We start from the raw sequence: 17,425 nt of genomic DNA, 5'->3' as shown, positions 1-17,425 counted from the left end.
GGCCAGGCGGGCGCGCTGCAGACCTTCGCGCTGATTCTAGTGGGCCGCATCGTCTGCACCTTCACGATGATCCGCTTCGGCGGTGCCGGTTGACGCCGTGCCAGCGTCCGAACGGCGCTGTTTCAGCATGAAGAACACGACCGCGCTCAGAACACCGAGCAACCCCGCGGCAGACAAAAGCACGAGGCTGTGGGAGGCACTGAACGCCTGCCGCCCTGCCGCCGCCAGTGCGGCGGCCCCTGCCCTGTCCAGCGTCTGTGCCACGCCCAGGGCCTCGCCGATGGTTGGCCGCCATGCCGGCCGGCAGGTTCGCGGATTGATCCAATCCCATACCGTCTGGCTAAGGTATACCTGATAGCTCGAGCGGGTCAGTTGCACCACGAAAATCCTATCGTTGCTATCCGGCCAGCCCATAGTGAACGGGGTCGGCGTCGCGGAACTCACCGAAATCAAGGTAGTTCGTTTGGGCTATTGATCGCCGGCGGCACCAACCGAGCCCGGCCTTCACAGCTACCACGGCACCTCCAATGCAACTATGCAGGACGCGATCTGCCTCCTCGGTAACCTATGCCCCATCTTCGTCGTCTTTTTGGCCGTTGGCTGCGCCTGCGTCGTCTCGTGCGTTGGCGCTGGCGTGAGCGGCAAGCCTCGGTCCCGACCATCGAAGCCACCGAGGTCCCACTGCGTGCCGCGCTGTACAGCGTTGAACAGATGGAGGTGTACGGCCGCGCGCTTGCGCGCCAGCATCGCGTACGGACGCGGCCCAGCGCGGAGCGCCTGCTTGATCGCCTGCAAGCGAACGAGCGTGTCCTGGAAGACGCCAACACGCTGCTCAGCAGCGTGGTGCGCGAACAGCGGCCGGTAACGCCGGCTGGGGAATGGCTGCTCGACAACTACTACCTGATTGAAGAACAGATCCAGACCGCGCGACGCCACCTGCCGCGCGGCTACAGCCGGCAGTTGCCGTCGCTGGCCGCCGGCCCATCGGCCGGGTTGCCGCGCGTGTATGAGCTGTCGATGCAGGCCATCGCGCATGGTGATGGCCGCATTGACGCCGATACGCTTGGCCGTTTCATCGCCTCGTACCAGTCGCTCGCGCCCCTGAGCCTGGGCGAGCTGTGGGCCGTGCCCATCATGCTGCGCCTGGCATTGCTGGAGAATCTGCGGCGGATGGCGGCGCGGGTGATGCGCGATGGGACTGACCGTCGCTTGGCTGCGCAATGGGCTGACAACCTCAATCGCGCGGCGTCCGAGACCCCGACCGATGTGGTCCTGGTGGTGGCCGACATGGCGCGGTCCACGCCGCCCTTGACCGGCGCCTTCATCGCCGAGCTGACCCGCTCGCTGCAGGGCCGCGGCGGTGCGTGGGCCATGCCCATCGCCTGGCTGGAACAATGGGCGGCAGCGGCTGGGCAGCGCATCGACGAGCTGGTCGCCGCCGAGGGGCAACAGCAAGCGGCCGATCAGGTCTCCATCGGCAACAGCATCGGCAGCCTGCGCTTTCTCTCCACCATGGATTGGCGCACCTTTGTCGAAGACATGAGTGTGGTCGAGCGGCGGCTGCGGGAAGACCCGATGGCCGTCTATCCGCAGATGGATTTCGGCACCCGCGACGCCTATCGCCACGTAGTAGAGAAGATCGCGCGCGGTAGCCGCGTCGCGGAAGAACGCGTTGCGACCATCGCGCTGGACCTGGCACGGGCGGCTGCGCCGCTCGATGGGCCGCGTACGCACGTGGGCTACTGGCTCGTCGGCGAAGGCGTGAACGCCACCGTTGAAGCGGTGGCCGAGGCAGCGCCGCGCCACCGCAAGGCACGGTGGCTGGCGCATCGCGTGCCGCTCGCGTTGTACCTGCTGCCGATCGCCCTGCTGGCGGTGCTCGCCATCACTGGCCTGCTGGCGTCGGGCAGGGGCGCGGTGCCCATCTGGCTGGCCGCGCTACTCGGGCTGCTGGTGTTCAGCGAGCTGGGCATCGTCCTGGTGAACTGGACCGCGACGGTACTGGTCACCCCCAGGCCGCTTCCCAAGCTCGATTTCAGCGAAGGTATCCCTGCCGCCTGTTCCACCGTGGTCGCGGTCCCGTCGATGCTGTCCAGCATCGAGGGCATCGGTGTCCTGACCGAAGCGCTGGAGGTCCGCTTCCTGGCCAACCGCGATCCTCAGCTGCGCTTCGTGCTGCTGACGGATTTTCTCGACGCCGCGGCAGCCACCGAGCCGATGGACGACACCCTGCTTGCGCACGCCGTGGAGCGGATCGAGGGATTGAACAGTCGCTACGCGTCCGAGCGCGGCGATCGCTTCTACCTGCTGCACCGCCCCCGGCAATGGAATCCAGGCGAAGGTGTGTGGATGGGGCACGAGCGCAAGCGCGGCAAGCTGGCAGCGCTCAATGCCCTGCTCCGTCAAGGCGATGTGGCCGCGTTCATGCGGATCGTCGGTGACGCGGCTGCCCTGGTCGGCGTCCGCTACGTCATCACCCTGGATGCGGACACGCAACTTCCGCGAGATGCCGCACGCGCATTCGTCGCCACCTTGGCGCACCCGCTCAACCGCCCGCGCTTTGATCCGAAACTGCAACGCGTGGTTGAGGGCTACGGCATCCTGCAGCCCAGCGTCGGCACCAGCCTGGGCACGCGCCGCACCTCGCGGTTTGCCAGGATGTTCGGTAGCGAGCCCGGCATCGATCCGTACTCGCGCATGGTCTCGGACGTCTACCAGGATCTGTTCGACGAAGGCTCGTTCGTGGGCAAGGGCATCTATGACGTCGAGGCCTTCGAGCATGCGCTGGAGGGCCGCCTGCCCGAGAACCGCATCCTCAGCCACGACCTGCTGGAAGGCTGCTATGCCCGCGCTGGTCTGGTCAGCGACGTGCGCCTGTACGAGGACTATCCCGGACGTTACGCCGCCGACGCCAAGCGCCGTGCGCGCTGGATCCGCGGCGACTGGCAACTGTTGCCCTGGTTGTTGCCGTGGACACCGCGGCCAAGATCCGGATGGGAACGCAACCGGCTCAGCCTGCTGTCGCGCGGCAAGTTGCTGGACAACCTGCGCCGGAGCCTGGTGCCGATCGCTGCCTTGGCCTTGTTGATGGCGGGCTGGCTGTCTGCCGAAAACCCGGCGGCATGGACGGCGTGGGTGCTGGCACTGTGGTTCGCGCCGCCGCTGATAGGAATGCTGCGCGATGCGCTGAGCGTTCCGGACGACACGCCGCTGGAGGCACACTACATCATGGTCGGGCGCGGCACGCTGCAGTCGTTGCTGCGCGCGGCCACCCAGGTCGCCTGTCTGCCCTACGAAGCGTTGTTGGCCAGTGGCGCGGTGCTGCGCACGCTCTGGCGCATGGCCGTCACCCGCCGCCACCTGCTGCAATGGAATCCCTCCAGCGAAGTCGAGCGCCGCCTCGGCGGCGACCGCGGCGCGGAGTGGCGGGTGATGGCGCCGGCGTCGTTGCTGGCGGTTGCGCTGGCGGCTGTCGTGGCCAGCCTGCGTCCGCAGGCGCTGCCGCTAGCCCTGCCCTTGCTGCTGGCATGGGCCTTCGCGCCCGCGTTGATGGCGTGGCTGGGCCGGCCGCCGGCGGCGAGCGTGGCCGAACTGTCCGTGACCCAGCGGGCGTTCCTGGGCCGGCTGGCGCGGCGCACCTGGTCGTTCTTCCAGGCCTGGGTGCGCGAGCGGGATCATTGGTTGCCGCCAGACAACATCCAGGAGCACCCGACGCTGGTGGTGGCGCGGCGCACCTCGCCGACCAACATCGGCCTGTCCCTGCTGGCCAATCTATCTGCGTGGGATTTCGGCTATCTCCAGCAGGGCGCGGTCGCTGAACGTACCGCCCTCACCTTCGATACGCTGGACCAGTTGCCGCGCCATCGCGGCCACTTCCTGAACTGGTACGACACCCAGACCCTGGCGCCGCTGCCGCCGCGCTACGTCTCCACCGTGGACAGCGGCAATCTTGCCGGCCACCTGCTGACGCTGCGCCAAGGCCTGCTCGCACTGGTGGACGCGCCGGTGTTGGCGCCGCACACCTTCGACGGCCTGGCCGATACGCTCGGCGTGCTGGAAGAGGAACGGCAGCGCCATCGCCCCGGTGACGCACAACTGGGCGAGGCGCTCAACCACCTGCGCCAGCGCCTGGCGTCAACGCGTACCGACCGCCCCCGCGGCACGGCGCAGCTGCTCGCCCGGTTGCAGGAGCTGGTCGGTCTGGCCGATGCCGTGCTGGTGCAGTGGCCGGCACCGCCATCGGCGGAGGAAGGTGAGCTGCACTGGCCGGCCCTGTTCGCTGCCGAATGCCATGCCGCGCAGGCGTCACTCGTCGACCTCCCTGTCGATGCCAGCGCAGACGTGGAGGCGCCGGTGCCAAGCCTGCGCCAGCTGGCAACCCTGCCCGGTTCCGTCGGTGCGGACGCGCGCGCGCGCATCGAGCAACTGCAGGACCTGGCGCACCGCGCCGGGCAGTTCTCGCTGATGGAATACAGGTTCCTGTTCTACCGTACCCGCAACCTGCTCTCGATCGGGTACAACGTCGACGACCACCGCCTCGATAACAGTTTCTACGATCTGCTGGCTTCCGAGGCGCGGCTGTGCGCCTTCGTCGCCATCGCCCAGGGCCAGTTGGCGCAGGAGAGCTGGTTTGCACTCGGCCGGATGCTCACCGAGGTCAACGGTACGCCGACGCTGTTGTCATGGAGTGGCTCGATGTTCGAGTACCTCATGCCGCAGTTGGTGATGCCCAGCTATCCGGACACGCTGCTCGACCAGACCGCGCGGCACGCGGTCGAGGCGCAGATCGTCTACGGCCGTACTTTGAACCTGCCGTGGGGCGTGTCCGAGTCCGGCTATAACGCCGTCGATGCCCGCCTGAACTACCAGTACCGCGCGTTCGGCGTGCCGGGATTGGGTCTCAAGCGCGGCCTCGGCCAGGATCGGGTCATCGCGCCTTACGCCAGCATGATGGCGCTGATGGTGGCGCCGGAGGCGGCGTGCCAGAATCTCCAAGCGCTGGAAGGATTGGGGTTCTCCGGGCGCTTTGGCATGTACGAAGCGATCGACTACACCCCTGCCCGGGTGCCGCCGGGGCAGGATCACGTTCTGTTGCGTTCGTTCATGGCCCACCACCAAGGCATGGGCCTGCTGTCGCTGGATTACCTGTTGCGCGACCAGCCGATGCAGCGCCGCTTCGTTGCCGATACCGAGTTCCAGGCCACCTTGCTGCTGCTGCAGGAACGCATCCCGCGCATCGGCGTCTTCCATCCCCATGAGGTCGAAGCCCTGGGCGAGCACTCCGCCATGGCCGAGCACGAGACCTCCCTGCGCGTCCTGCGCGACCCGGGTGGCCCGCGCCCGGAAGTGCAGCTGCTCTCCAACGGACGCTACCACGGCATGCTGACCCATGCCGGCGGCGGCTACAGCCGCCACGGCGACCTGTCGCTCACCCGCTGGCGCGAAGACGGCACCACCGATGCCTGGGGTACGTTCTGCTACCTGCGCGACGTGGACAGCGGCGAGTTCTGGTCTGCCGCGTACCAGCCCACCTGCGTGGCGATGGACCATTACGAGGCGATCTTCTCTGACGCCAAGGCAGAGTTCCGTGGTGCCCGCCGCGGCTGCGAGAGCCACCTGCAGGTCGCCATCTCCGCAGAGGACGACATCGAGCTCAGGCGCTTGCGCCTGACCAACCGCAGCCGTCGCCAGCGCACAGTGGAGATCACTACCTATGCCGAAGTGGTGCTGGCACCCGCAGCGTCCGACGATGCACATCCGGCCTTCAGCAACCTCTTCGTGCAGAGCGAGATTCTGGCAGACAAGCAGGCCGTGCTATGCACGCGGCGGCCACGTTCGCACGACGAGGTGCCACCGTGGATGTTCCATCTGGTCGCGGTGCATGACGCGGAGGTGGTGGCGATCTCCTACGAAACCGACCGTGCGCGCTTCCTGGGTCGTGGCAACACGCCGCGGACGCCGCAGGCGTTGACCACTGATACCGACCTCTCCGGCACGGACGGCTCGGTGCTCGACCCGATCGTGGCCATCCGCGTCCGGGTGGTGCTGGAGCCCGAGCAGACCGTGCAACTGGACATGGTGTACGGCATCGGTACCGACCGCCCCGGTTGCGACGCACTCGTAGATAAATACCGTGATCGCCGCCTGGCCGACCGTGTCTTCGACCTGTCCTGGACACACAGCCAAGTGGTGCGCCGGCAGATCAATGCAAGCCAAGCCGAGGCGTCGCTGTACGAGCGCCTGGCCAGCCACGTGTTGTATACCAATCCGCTGCTGCGCGCGGGCGATGGCGTCCTGCAGCAGAACCAGCGAGGACAGTCCGGGCTGTGGGGCCATGCCATCTCGGGCGACCTGCCCATCGTCCTGCTCAAAGTCACCGATGCGGAGAACGTGGAACTGGTCAGGCAACTGGTGCAGGCGCATGCGTATTGGCGCCAGAAGGGACTCAACACCGACCTGGTCATCTGGAACGACAGCAAGGCCGGCTATCGGCAGGAACTACAGGACCAGATTCTGGGGATGGTGGCCGCCAGTTCGGAGACGGGCCTGCTCGATCGCCCTGGCGGCATTTTCGTGCGGCCGGTGCAGAACATGACCCACGAGGACCGCATTCTGTTGCAGGCGGTGGCACGGGTGGTGATCAGCGACGAGGACGGTACGCTGGCCGCGCAGGTGGGGCGCCAGCCCCTGCCCGCGCGACGGATCCCGCCCCTGGTGCCGCAGGCCGTGCAGGAGGAAATGGCACTGTCGATGGAGGCGACGCCCGGGCTGCCCGTCGTCGCCGAACCGGCACCCGAACCCGGAATGCCCCCGGGCGCCGAGCACGACGAAGAGGTGGACGACCCGTGGCCTTTTGTCCCCTACCGCGGCGCCGGCCGATTCGACAACGGTACCGGTAGCTTCAGCGAGGACGGCCGCGAATACGTCGTGGTGGTGCGCGAAGGTGTCCCGACGCCCGCGCCTTGGGCCAACGTGATCGCGAACGCCCGCCTGGGCACGGTCGTCAGCGAGAGTGCACCGGGCTACACGTGGTTCGAGAATGCGCACGAATTCCGCTTGACGCCCTGGATCAACGATCCGGTCTCCGACACGGGCGGCGAGGCCTTCTACGTGCGCGACGAGGACACCGGCCGTGTCTGGTCGCCGATGCCGCTGCCGTGCAGGGGCACCGGGGCGTACCGTACGCGCCATGGATTTGGCTACACGGTCTACGAGCATATCGAAGACGGCATCGCCAGCGAGTTGTGGGTATTCGTCAACGTCGCCGCGCCGCTGAAGTTCTCGGTCCTGCGGTTGCACAACCTGTCGGGCAGGCCACGGCGGCTGTCGGCCATCGGCTACGTTGAATGGGTCATGGGTGACCTGCGCACGAAGTCGCGCATGCACGTGGTCACCGAGTGCGACCCGCAGACCGGGGCGCTGCTGGCGCGCAACAGTTACAGCACCGAGTTCGGCGGCCGGATGGCCTTCTTCGACACCGATGCCGAGGGCTTCGGCTGGACCTGTGATCGCCTGGAGTTCATCGGCCGCAACGGCGGTCTGCACGCACCGGCGGCGCTACGTCGCGAACGTCTGGATGCACGAGCGGGTGCGGGCCTGGATCCCTGCGCGGCGATCCAGGTGCCGCTGGAGCTGGCGCCGGGCGACCGCAGTGAAACCACGTTCCGCCTTGGCGCGGGGCGCGACCGCGAGGAAACGCTCGCGTTGGCACGAAGCCGCCAGGGCACTCATGAGGCAATCGATGCGCTGGACGCAGTGCGCATCCACTGGCGCAATGTGCTGGCCACGGTGCAGGTGCGCACGCCGGACCCGGCGTTGGATGCACTGGCCAATGGCTGGCTGGTCTACCAGACCCTGGGCTGCCGCTACCTGGCGCGCAGTGGATACTATCAGTCAGGTGGAGCGTTCGGCTTCCGCGACCAGCTGCAGGACGCGCTCGCCCTCGTACACGCTCGCCCGGACCTGACCCGCGAACACCTGCTGCTATGCGCTGCACACCAGTTCGCCGAAGGCGATGTGATGCACTGGTGGCACCCTCCGCAGGGTCGCGGCGTGCGCACCCGCTGCTCGGACGATTATCTTTGGTTGCCTCAGGGCGCATGCCGTTACCTGGAGGTTACCGGCGACGCCAGCGTGCTGGACGAAGTGGTCGGCTTCATCGAGGGGCGCGCGGTGACACCGGAAGAGGAAGGGTATTACGACATGCCCACACCTTCGGCACAGCGCGGCACCCTGTATGCGCACTGCGTCCTCGCGCTCGAACGCGGTTGCCGGTTGCTCGGCGAGCGCGGTCTTCCGTTGATGGGTAGCGGCGATTGGAACGACGGCATGAACCGCGTCGGCGACCAGCAGCGCGGTGAAAGTGTGTGGCTCGGCTTCTTCCTGCATGACACGCTTCGCCGCTTCATCGTGCTGGCCAACGCGCGGGGTGATGTTGCCCGTGGGCAGTGGTGCCAACAGCAGGCCGACAGCCTGCGTCAGAACCTGGAACACCATGCCTGGGACGGGGAATGGTATCGCCGCGCCTGGTTCGACAACGGCGCCCCGTTGGGCTCGTCACAGAATCAGGAATGCCGCATCGATTCGATTTCCCAGAGCTGGTCGGTGCTGTCAGGCGTTGCCGCGCCTGAGCGTGCCCGGCAAGCACTGGATTCGCTCTACACGCACCTGGTGCGAAAAGACGCCAAGCTTATCCAGCTGCTCGATCCGCCCTTCGACCAGACTACCGAGGACCCCGGTTACATTCGTGGTTACGTACCGGGCGTGCGCGAGAATGGCGGCCAGTACACCCACGCGGCAGTGTGGGCGGCCATGGCCTTCGCACAGCAGGGAGATGCGGTGCGTGCCTGGGAGCTGGCCGGCATGATCAACCCCCTCAATCACACACAGGATCCGGAGGCGGTACAGACCTACCGCGTCGAACCGTATGTGTTGGCAGCCGATGTATACGCCGTGTCTCCGCACGTCGGGCGAGGCGGCTGGACGTGGTACACCGGTTCGGCCGGTTGGATGTATCGCCTGCTGGTCGAATCCCTGCTCGGCATACGTCGCCAGGGCGATCGTCTATCGCTTGCACCTTGCTTGCCCGATCACTGGCCGTCATTCGAATTGAGCTACCGCTTCGGCCGCAGCCGCTATGAGTTCGTGGTGACCCGAAATGCGCGGGGTCAGTCTACGCTGCATGTGGATGGCCTGTTGCAGCCGGACCTTACCGTGCTGCTCCGCGACGACGGTCATCATTACCGTGTCGCGCTTGACCTGGCTGCGCCCCCGAGATGAACGTTCGCCCCGAAATACAGGTACAGCTTGATGCGCTGGCCCAGATGCTGGCCCACTGGTTGGCGCAGGTGCGCCATCCGGCGCAGTTCTGGCCGCAGTTTGAAATGCTGGCTGCAGAGATTCTGGACCAATGTGCGCACACGGAGAGGGGCCAGGCGCGCGCGCGCATCCATGCCATGCTCAAACGCCACGCGCTGGATCTCCCGCCCTGGCACGAACGTGACGACCGTCTGCCGCCGAGGAAGCCAGGAGCGTGATGGCCTATACTATCGGAGGTGGCCAGGTGAATAGCTCCGTCGTTTTGTCTATCGGGAACCAATGTCGTCTAGCTCCCGTGATCGACCAATGCATCGTGAAAGTCGAGCTCGTGGACGATTACAACCCGTGATCCTGCTTTACGCAGCTCAATGGCCTACTCGACCTTGCGTCCGTAGCACGCAAACGCCCAACACGGATTGCCTTCCGCGCCCACCGCACCGGCACAGACCCCCGCTCAGCGCACTGCATGGACAACGTCCAGTGGATCGACGTCAGCGGAGCAGTCGCTTGTTCGGGTCGTTTGTTGCAGTCCCCTCCAGCTGGAGCAATCGTTGCGCGAGCTCAAGCACGTGGGCATCGGCCAGAACCAGCGCTGACATCGCAGCGTCGCGCTGCAGTGTAAGCTGAAGAAGTTGATCTCTGAGGCTGGCGCACCTCGGACACACTTGCACACTTTGCTGGGGACTTGGAACCGCCGGCCCTCCAACAGCATCCTCGTGCTTTGATGCGAACGCCTGGATCTCTGCCACTAAAGTGGGAAAGCGGGCTTTCTTCAGGGCACTCGGATCGCAACCCGCCTCGCGGGCAACATTGTTCTGCGTGACCCTGCTACCTGGCTCAAGCAACCGAGGGCATCCATCGCGTAAACGATGGAATGCATCTCGAAAGCGACTCTCAGCAGTGGCTGCCATACCTACGGATTGCTTAGGCACCATCGATCAACTCCAGCGAAAGTTCCAGGCTGCGAACCTGTGAGGCAATCTGTCTGCGTCGCCCTTCACTGGCCCCGCAGTTTGAATACTCTGAGCGCTTGTGGTCGAGCAGTCGCTCTAAGACCTGTCGGCGCTCGCGATCCACCATCGCATCTGGACAACCCTTCGATCGATCCCCACCCATGCAGGGCCCGATGTCGTCGTATCCACCTGAGGGGCACGAGCCGGCCTTGACACAAACACCAAGCAGCGTGCGGCGGAAGACCGGCGTTTGCTTGCGGTTTCCGCTTAGATGCTTGGTGGCCCCGGAGAGGGTGCGGAACTTGTGCTCCTGCCCGTAAGGCGAGACAAACCGGTCCTCGAACAGCTCGTCGGAGGCCCGCACCATCGACTCGAGCGCCTCCTTGAGATACTCCGCCTGCATGTCACGGCTGATCGCCTTGGACGAATAGCCCCGGCCGTAATAGATGGACATTGACCGACTCAGATGCTTCAACTGGTACTGGAGGCTGGCATCGCTGACGATTCCGGAAGCCGACATGTTCACCGCCGTGGTACGGCGGATTTGGTGCCACGCCAAGGGCCAAAGCGCGCCGACGGAGTAGCGCCTGGCGTCCAGTGAGGGCGTAACGCGACGCGCGTCATCCAAGTCGCTCGGTCGAATCTTCAGCTCCTCAGGATCAAACAGCTGTGGAAACTGGAGTTGCCAGCTTGCGTAGGCATGGATGGGCGCCCGGATGTCGTCGTTCTCGGGCCGCCGGCCCTTGACCGCCGCCCAAGGCTCGGCACACCAAGTGAAAAGCAGTCGATTGTCCTCCTTCCCATCAGAGGGGTGCGGCGACGGGCTGTTCCGCATCGTGTGGACAACATCGAGCGCCTCCAGCGCTTTCTGGACGTCCCGACAGGTGATCCAGAAGGCTTCATCTTCATTGATAGTTTTGGTCGTCTTGCCCCTGATAAAGTAAATCGTTCCCAGGATGTCGTCGGCTTCGGCGATGAAGCAATTCTGCCGGAGGGAGAACACCTCCCCGATGCGCATGCCAGTCAAGTTCGCAATAAAGGCACTCGCGGCGAAACTGGCCAGCGAAAACATCGAACCGAATGATGGTAGCTTCAGGCCTTCTTTCGGGCCGCGCCACGTCTCCATGAACTCGATTAGCCCATGGTCAGCAAGGAAATCGGCCATTGAACCGAGGTACTTTGCGCCAGGATATCTGGTACAGCCGCGAAGAAAGGGCGAGAAGAAAGTCTTATCCAAATTGCTGCTGGCCAACGCGAAAGCCTGGTTGGCCAAGTATACCTCGCATGCTTGTCGGTACGCCGCAGTGAGCTTGCCTTTGTGGTGGAGATAGTCAGTCAGGTATTGGTTTAAGCGGGCGAGCTGGTAAGCCCATATGCGGGGCGGTATGTACGCGGTCTGACGTCGCACATGATCGGGCAAGCTCTGCGAAAAGAGGCTCATCGCCTTCTTGTCGAAGACGAGAAAGCCGATCTGATCGGAGAAGGTGAGAAGAGATTGAAGCTCGATCAGCAGCGTGTCGGCATGCGATCCCGGCAGTTGTGTCGCGAACTGTCGAACCTCGCCGGGTAACTCACTGAACCTCTTCAGATCGATCCCCTTTCGTGTGGCGAATCGGACCAGAAGGTTGAAGCGGGCGTGATACGTGTGCAGCGACGAGGGCTTGATAACACGTCGCTCGCCAAAGAGCCACCACGCGACGATCTCTTTAAACGTCTGGAGGTTCTTCCGGCCGATGCCGGGGTGCTCCGTAGACACGGGTTCAAAATAGAGCCGGCAGCTTTTGCCGGCCGCAGCCGAGAAGTCCCAGGTCTGGTCTTCGAAACGACTGACCACATTCCCCAAGGCATCGAATGACATCGCCGTACTGGGTGCCGGCGGCCATGAGGGCAGGGCGACCGGCGGACTTCGGCCGTTGGAATGAAGCAGTAGCTTATAGGTCAGTCTTGTCATGGTAAGGCTCTGCTGCATTAATGATGGCGGACCAGCGTGGGTGGAAGTCACCTTCCATGACTCGATCCTCCGCCTCCTGAACGAGCTTCGCCCCGTGCCCATTCTGTAGGCACATCTGCTTGAGCTTCTCGGACAGGGCGGTGATCACGATCTCGGGTGTGGTGGGCTCGGGCGACGTTCGCCGAGTAGGAGGATAGGCGGCGAGTTCAAGCGACTTGAGGTAGCGGTAGCTGACCAAGGACCAAGCGTAGTCGAGTGACATCTCGTCCCGATGGTCAAGGCAAAACAGGCAGCCCGCCGCCGATCGGCAGTCAGGGACAGGCTGTCCCGCGCGTGCGGGCATGGGCTGGGGGGACCCACTGCAGGTGCCGCTCCCAGCCGCTAGCGTCGACGAAGCCACATCGATCCAGAAGCCCGTAATCTCGGTGGCTGCTCGCTGGTGATGGGGCCGTTGGTAGCCCATCAGCACACCAACTGAGTGCTGCGCCACGGCTGCGGTGAGCACGAGGTCGTCGCTACGGCGCAAGAAATAGTTAACGCGAGTGCAGCGCAATTCGCGTGCGCCGATGTACCCGATCCCGGCTTGGTGGCAAAGGCGCCGCAGGCCATTGGAATGGTGCTCCTGGCGATGTGGATCACCAGGCCGGGTGGCAAACGGGAACAGGCGCGGATCGTCTGCCTCCGTGACCACGTCGCGCCACTTGAGGTATTGCTCGAAGTGCCGTCGGTAGGCCTTGAATATCTCGAAGGCAACCTCACCTCCTCTTCGGTCTTTGTAGATTCCTTTAACTAGGTAGCCTCCCTCGCGGGTTCGGTATCGGAATCGTCCAATGCTTAGCGTGAACGCCTGCGACAGGTTCATTCCCGTTTGCGCAATAAAAATGGCCAGCTCTGTCTCGACCCTGAGATTGACGAGCGTCCTCCGCGAGACCGGTGACCCCGCAGCAAGCGTTTGAATACGGTGCTTGTCAGGCGTCCATTCATGTTCTGGGTGCCCCTTCGCGGCGTGTACGGCGCGCAAGGCATCGTCCGAAGCGATGCCGGCCCAAAGCTCCAGCGTTTTTTCGCCAAAGCTGAACTTGAGCGGCAAGGGCCCCATAATGGTCTCCGTCGAAAGAAGAGTGGAAACAACGGATACAAGTTCGCCAAAACGAAAGGTCTTCTCTAGGTCCTGAGCGTCGACCCGCCCCCTATTCTCCCGCGCTAGTGGCTTGACCAGCCTGGCGGGAATCCTAAAGCGATCACCACTGATGTCGGCAGCCTCCGAGAGCATTCTCACAAGGCGCGTTGCACTCGAGTAGTGATACATCGGTTGCTTGCTACTGCGACGGTCCTCTGTCCAGGCAATGAAAATGTCAACGACATTATTTGCCGTAGGATCCAATTCGTGCTCGTCGCAGTAGACATAAAAGCCCCTTAGGATCTGATAATTGCTCACGAAGGTGCGATGAGAGGGGCTTTCGTCGAACTGCGCCTTAGCGTGGTCCCTGAGTGCCAGTACCAAGGACAGACGCGTCGCTCGAAAGCCGCGGACCTGGGCAGGGTTCTTCAGCATCTTGTCTGCAGTTTGCTTGCGCACCTTGCTCATGCCGTGACACAGGAACACCCGGTAGTCCCAGACGGTGCTGCCAATGCGGTCCGTCTTGACAGAAAGCGCAGGGAGATCAGCAAGCCTAGTCATTTTTTTGGGGCATCACGGCTTCCTTCAAGAACGCGCGAGAGAAATCGTTCCCAATCTCTGCTTTTACCTTCTCGTCTTCGACGAACCGGATGTAACGCAGCGAGGTAGCCTCGTGAGCGTGCAACAGCAGGTCCTTGACGATTGAGATCGCGTTCAGACGGAGGTTTGAGCGCAACGCCGTCTCGGCTACCTCGGTGGCAAAGGTGGCGCGGGTCTGGTGGAAATGGAAGCCGCCGAGATCTATGCCGACGTTCGCGGCGTCGCGTCGCAGCCGTGACATGAGCACACTTACCGTAGCTCCGTGGCCAGGCGACTTGGCCGCGTATGTTCTCCCTGCACTGGTCAGGAACACCCGGTTGTGATCGCTCGGCGCGGCGCGACTAACGCGTTTGAGGCGCCTCGGCGATTCGACATAACCCAGAAGTTCATCGAACAGCGTTGCTGGCATGATCACCTGGCCAGTGACGCCGAACTTCGTGTGGACCTGTGGCGTAGCCGCAGGTCCGATCGTGAGGTACACAAAGCCGTTCAACTTCGAGTCGCGCGCAGCGTTGGTGAGCGTGCCAACCCGAAGATCGCAGATAGATCCGATCCGCATGCCAGTGAAGAAGCCGCAAGCGAGCATCAAGAACAGCTCAAGCGGAGCGTACGCGCGAGCCCCCTCCAGTATCTGAGTACGCAAGGTGGCGCTTATCGGGAGCACCCCTCCTTCAAGGCGGTATCCCGGATGGCGCTTGTTTTTGATCGCAAGCGAACTCGTCGTCACATTGATCGAGCGCTGCAGGCCAAAGTCGGTCGTGATCCGCACACCGAATGTTCGGTCTTCCCAAAGTGGCCACTTGGTGGAGATCAACTGCTCGTCCACGAGCCATCTGTACAGCGAGATTACTGCTCTCATTCGATGGGTTGCGGTGCTCGCCGCGAGCTCGCCCGCGGTTCTCAGATGGAGAAGGTGCTGTCGGTACCGATTGAGAACGCGCTCCTCCTTGCGTAACGGAAAGTGGTGCCACGAAAGGCTGGCCTCCTCTACCCACTTGGCATAGGCCCCCACAAGTTGGGCATCCTTCCTTAGCGTTTCCGCCTCGAGGCCGGCGTTCCGACGAGAGAGAAGCCACACGTTGGCTTCCCGCCATGGCGCTCCATTGCCCCAGACGAGCTGCGGAAGCCCAACGGGCAGCCTGTGGGTGCCTGACACGACGTCTGAACCTAGGTCTTCGGGAGGATCAAGTGAGATCGCTACAACTTGTGCCAGCTGGGTTCTTATCTGATATCTGGACACATTGTCCGTCCATGCTAGGTGTAATGGATTGCGTCCATCCTATAATGTTGCAGGTAGCCGCCTTCCTTGGGCAGGTCGGCCGGGGCCAGGTTGATGGTGATGCGCCGCTGCGGAAACTCGAACTGCGAGCAGACGATGGCCGCGCGGACCCGGTCGCGTGATTCGCGCACGGCGGTTTCCGGCAGGCCCACCATCTGGGTGTGCGGCAGCCCACCGGAGAGCAGGACTTCAATGCGTACCGCGGGCGCGTTGACGCCCGCACGGGCACGGCTGTGCACCAGCGCCAGACTCATGCAGGATTCCGGGGTTGCCTTCAATGCCAGCGATGATGGGTGTTGCCCCGCCCCGCGTATGTAGGTGCAGTCCGTTGACTGGCGTGGGCGTTCTGCTGCCACCGCATGGGGTCGCGCACCGCGCAATGTGGCGGCACAGGCCTTCCGCTGTTGGCAGGTCACAGGCTGCGGCTAGACTGGGTGTCCCGCACGTACCGCAGCCTGTTGAACATGGATATGCCGCACCACCACGCCCCGGTCAAACTGATTGCCATCGACATGGACGGGACCTTGCTCACCCCGGCACACAAGCTCACGCCCCGGGTGAAGCAGGCCATCGCCGCTGCCCGTGCGCAGGGTGTGCAGGTGGTGCTGGCCAGCGGCCGGCCGGTGTCGGGGCTGGCACCGTTCCTGGACGAGCTGGGCATCGACGGCGACCAGGAGTACTGCATCGCCTGCAACGGCGCGCTGGTGCAGAACCTCGGCACGGGCCAGCGCGTGGTGGAGTACCCGCTCAGCTTCGAGGATTTCCTGTTCTGCGAGCAGGTGGCGCGCGCGCTGGGCATTCATTTCCAGGCGCTGGACGGCCAGCGCATGTACACGCCCAACCAGGACATCAGCATCTACACGGTGGCCGATTCGCACCTGTCGCATGTGCCGCTGTCGTACCGCCGGGTCGAGGACATGGACCCGGCGATGCAGTTCATCAAGCTGATGATGATCGACGAGCCGGACGTGCTGGACGCGGCCATCCAGCGCCTGCCTGCCGCGCTCACCGATCGCTTTGCGGTGCTGAAGAGCGCGCCGTTTTTCCTGGAGGTGTTCGATCACCGGGCAGGCAAGGGGCCGAGCCTGCAGAAGCTGGCCGAGCACCTGGGCGTGGAGCGGGCCAATGTAATGGCGCTGGGCGACCAGGAGAACGACCTGACCATGCTGCAGTTCGCCGGTACCGGCGTGGCGATGGGCAATGCGATTGAGGCAGTGAAGCAGACGGCGCGGTTTGTGACCGCGACCAACGCCGAGGATGGCGTGGCATTGGCGATCGAGCGGTTCGTGCTGCAGGAACGATAAGGCGCGGGCGTTGGCCTACTCGGCCGGCGTCCCATTACCGCGCGCTTCCAGCTCGGCCACGGTCTTCTCCAGCGCCTCCAGCTTCTCGCGGGTCTTGAGCAGCACCGCGCGCTGCACATCGAATTCCTCGCGGGTCACCAGGTCCAGCTTGCCCAGCCCGGCCTGCAGGGCGCTCTTGAAGGTGGCCTGCAGTTCTTCGCGCGATTGGCGCAGGCCCGGCGGGACCATGTCGCTCAGGCGGCGGGCGAGGTCATCCAGGTGGTTGAGGTCGATCATGCTCTGCTCCGCGGCACGGTGGGCCCGGTCGACAGGACCGGCGCAACCCGTGCATTGATGGGTGTATCCGCCAAGGATAGTCCGCCGCGCCGGTGCCAGCACGCCCTGCATGCATCGCGTTCACCGGGCGACAGGCGTTATCCTCGCTGCCAGATACAAGGAGCCAAGCAGATGAAGATGGTCATGGCGGTGCTCAAGCCGTTCAAGCTCGACGACGTGCGCGAAGCACTGGCCGAGCGCGGCGTCACCGGGATCACGGTCACCGAGGTCAAGGGCTTCGGGCGGCAGAAGGGGCACACCGAGTTGTACCGCGGCGCGGAATACGTGGTCGATTTCCTGCCCAAGGTGAAGATCGAAGTGGCCGTCACCGATGGCCAGGTCGAGGAGGTGGTGGAGGCCATCGTCAAGGCGGCCGGCACCGGCAAGATCGGCGACGGCAAGGTGTTTGTGTACGACCTGGGCACGGTGGTGCGCATCCGTACCGGTGAACTGGACGCCGACGCGCTGTAACCGGATGGGTCGGCAACCAAGCCGTTCGTGGCGCCGGGCTCTGCCCGGCTGCTGTTGCCGCGCAGCGCGCGGTTGCCGGGCAGAGCCCGGCACTACGGTGGCGCGACCGCGCGG

9 protein-coding genes and 1 pseudogene are annotated in these 17,425 nt (G+C 64.3%); 4 read left to right on the top strand and 6 right to left on the bottom strand.

Annotated features, from left to right (window positions below; all coding sequences use genetic code 11):
- Positions 1–36: 36 nt before the first annotated feature.
- Entirely contained in the window at positions 37–378 is a 342-nt protein-coding gene (locus tag AC3IR9_RS19485; RefSeq protein ID WP_489292820.1) for a hypothetical protein, read from the bottom strand.
- Between the two features lie 189 nt (positions 379–567).
- Between AC3IR9_RS19485 and AC3IR9_RS19480 the strand changes: the two genes are divergently transcribed.
- The gene (locus AC3IR9_RS19480) at positions 568–9,279 is read left to right on the top strand and encodes a glycoside hydrolase family 94 protein (protein WP_489292818.1); all 8,712 of its coding nucleotides are present in this window, start codon (positions 568–570) and stop codon (positions 9,277–9,279) included.
- Entirely contained in the window at positions 9,276–9,536 is a 261-nt protein-coding gene (locus AC3IR9_RS19475) for a hypothetical protein (RefSeq protein ID WP_489292817.1), read from the top strand. Before AC3IR9_RS19480 ends, AC3IR9_RS19475 begins: the two co-directional genes overlap by 4 nt.
- Positions 9,537–10,242: 706 nt before the next feature.
- On the opposite strand, the gene AC3IR9_RS19470 is transcribed toward AC3IR9_RS19475, so the two are convergent.
- From AC3IR9_RS19470 to AC3IR9_RS19455, 4 genes and pseudogenes are all read right to left on the bottom strand, one after another.
- A complete protein-coding gene (locus AC3IR9_RS19470; protein WP_489292816.1) occupies positions 10,243–12,129 on the bottom strand; it encodes a hypothetical protein in 1,887 nt (628 codons plus the stop codon).
- A gap of 73 nt (positions 12,130–12,202) precedes the next feature.
- Entirely contained in the window at positions 12,203–13,810 is a 1,608-nt protein-coding gene (locus AC3IR9_RS19465; protein WP_489292815.1) for a hypothetical protein, read from the bottom strand.
- Positions 13,811–13,895: 85 nt separating this feature from the next.
- Entirely contained in the window at positions 13,896–14,768 is an 873-nt protein-coding gene (locus tag AC3IR9_RS19460; protein ID WP_489292814.1) for a hypothetical protein, read from the bottom strand.
- A gap of 470 nt (positions 14,769–15,238) precedes the next feature.
- Positions 15,239–15,475 (bottom strand): annotated as a pseudogene (locus AC3IR9_RS19455) (magnesium chelatase domain-containing protein); the annotation flags it as partial.
- 210 nt (positions 15,476–15,685) lie between these two features.
- Between AC3IR9_RS19455 and yidA the strand changes: the two are divergent.
- Positions 15,686–16,525: a sugar-phosphatase gene (gene yidA, locus AC3IR9_RS19450; RefSeq protein ID WP_489295917.1), complete on the top strand. Its 840-nt coding sequence runs from the start codon at positions 15,686–15,688 to the stop codon at positions 16,523–16,525.
- Positions 16,526–16,540: 15 nt separating this feature from the next.
- Here yidA and ubiK read toward each other — a convergent pair whose 3' ends face one another.
- Positions 16,541–16,801: a ubiquinone biosynthesis accessory factor UbiK gene (gene ubiK, locus AC3IR9_RS19445; RefSeq protein ID WP_489292813.1), complete on the bottom strand. Its 261-nt coding sequence runs from the start codon at positions 16,799–16,801 to the stop codon at positions 16,541–16,543.
- A gap of 171 nt (positions 16,802–16,972) precedes the next feature.
- Between ubiK and AC3IR9_RS19440 the strand changes: the two genes are divergently transcribed.
- Positions 16,973–17,311: a P-II family nitrogen regulator gene (locus AC3IR9_RS19440; RefSeq protein WP_489292812.1), complete on the top strand. Its 339-nt coding sequence runs from the start codon at positions 16,973–16,975 to the stop codon at positions 17,309–17,311.
- The last annotated feature ends 114 nt before the right edge of the window (positions 17,312–17,425 follow it).

It is taken from the genome of Stenotrophomonas sp. GL_101 (genome assembly GCF_057835675.1).
The sequence above is the reverse complement of the archived record's forward strand: the minus strand, read 5'-3'. Positions and strand labels throughout refer to the sequence as shown.

Excerpts from the sequence above, each read along its gene's own strand:
- AC3IR9_RS19465 (WP_489292815.1), bottom strand. The coding sequence starts at position 13,810 with ATGAGCAAGGTGCGCAAGCAAACTGCAGACAAGATGCTGAAGAACCCT.
- ubiK (WP_489292813.1), bottom strand. The coding sequence starts at position 16,801 with ATGATCGACCTCAACCACCTGGATGACCTCGCCCGCCGCCTGAGCGAC.
- yidA (WP_489295917.1), top strand. The coding sequence starts at position 15,686 with ATGGATATGCCGCACCACCACGCCCCGGTCAAACTGATTGCCATCGAC.
- AC3IR9_RS19440 (WP_489292812.1), top strand. The coding sequence starts at position 16,973 with ATGAAGATGGTCATGGCGGTGCTCAAGCCGTTCAAGCTCGACGACGTG.
- AC3IR9_RS19475 (WP_489292817.1), top strand. The coding sequence starts at position 9,276 with ATGAACGTTCGCCCCGAAATACAGGTACAGCTTGATGCGCTGGCCCAG.
- AC3IR9_RS19470 (WP_489292816.1), bottom strand. The coding sequence starts at position 12,129 with ATGTCATTCGATGCCTTGGGGAATGTGGTCAGTCGTTTCGAAGACCAG.
- AC3IR9_RS19480 (WP_489292818.1), top strand. The coding sequence starts at position 568 with ATGCCCCATCTTCGTCGTCTTTTTGGCCGTTGGCTGCGCCTGCGTCGT.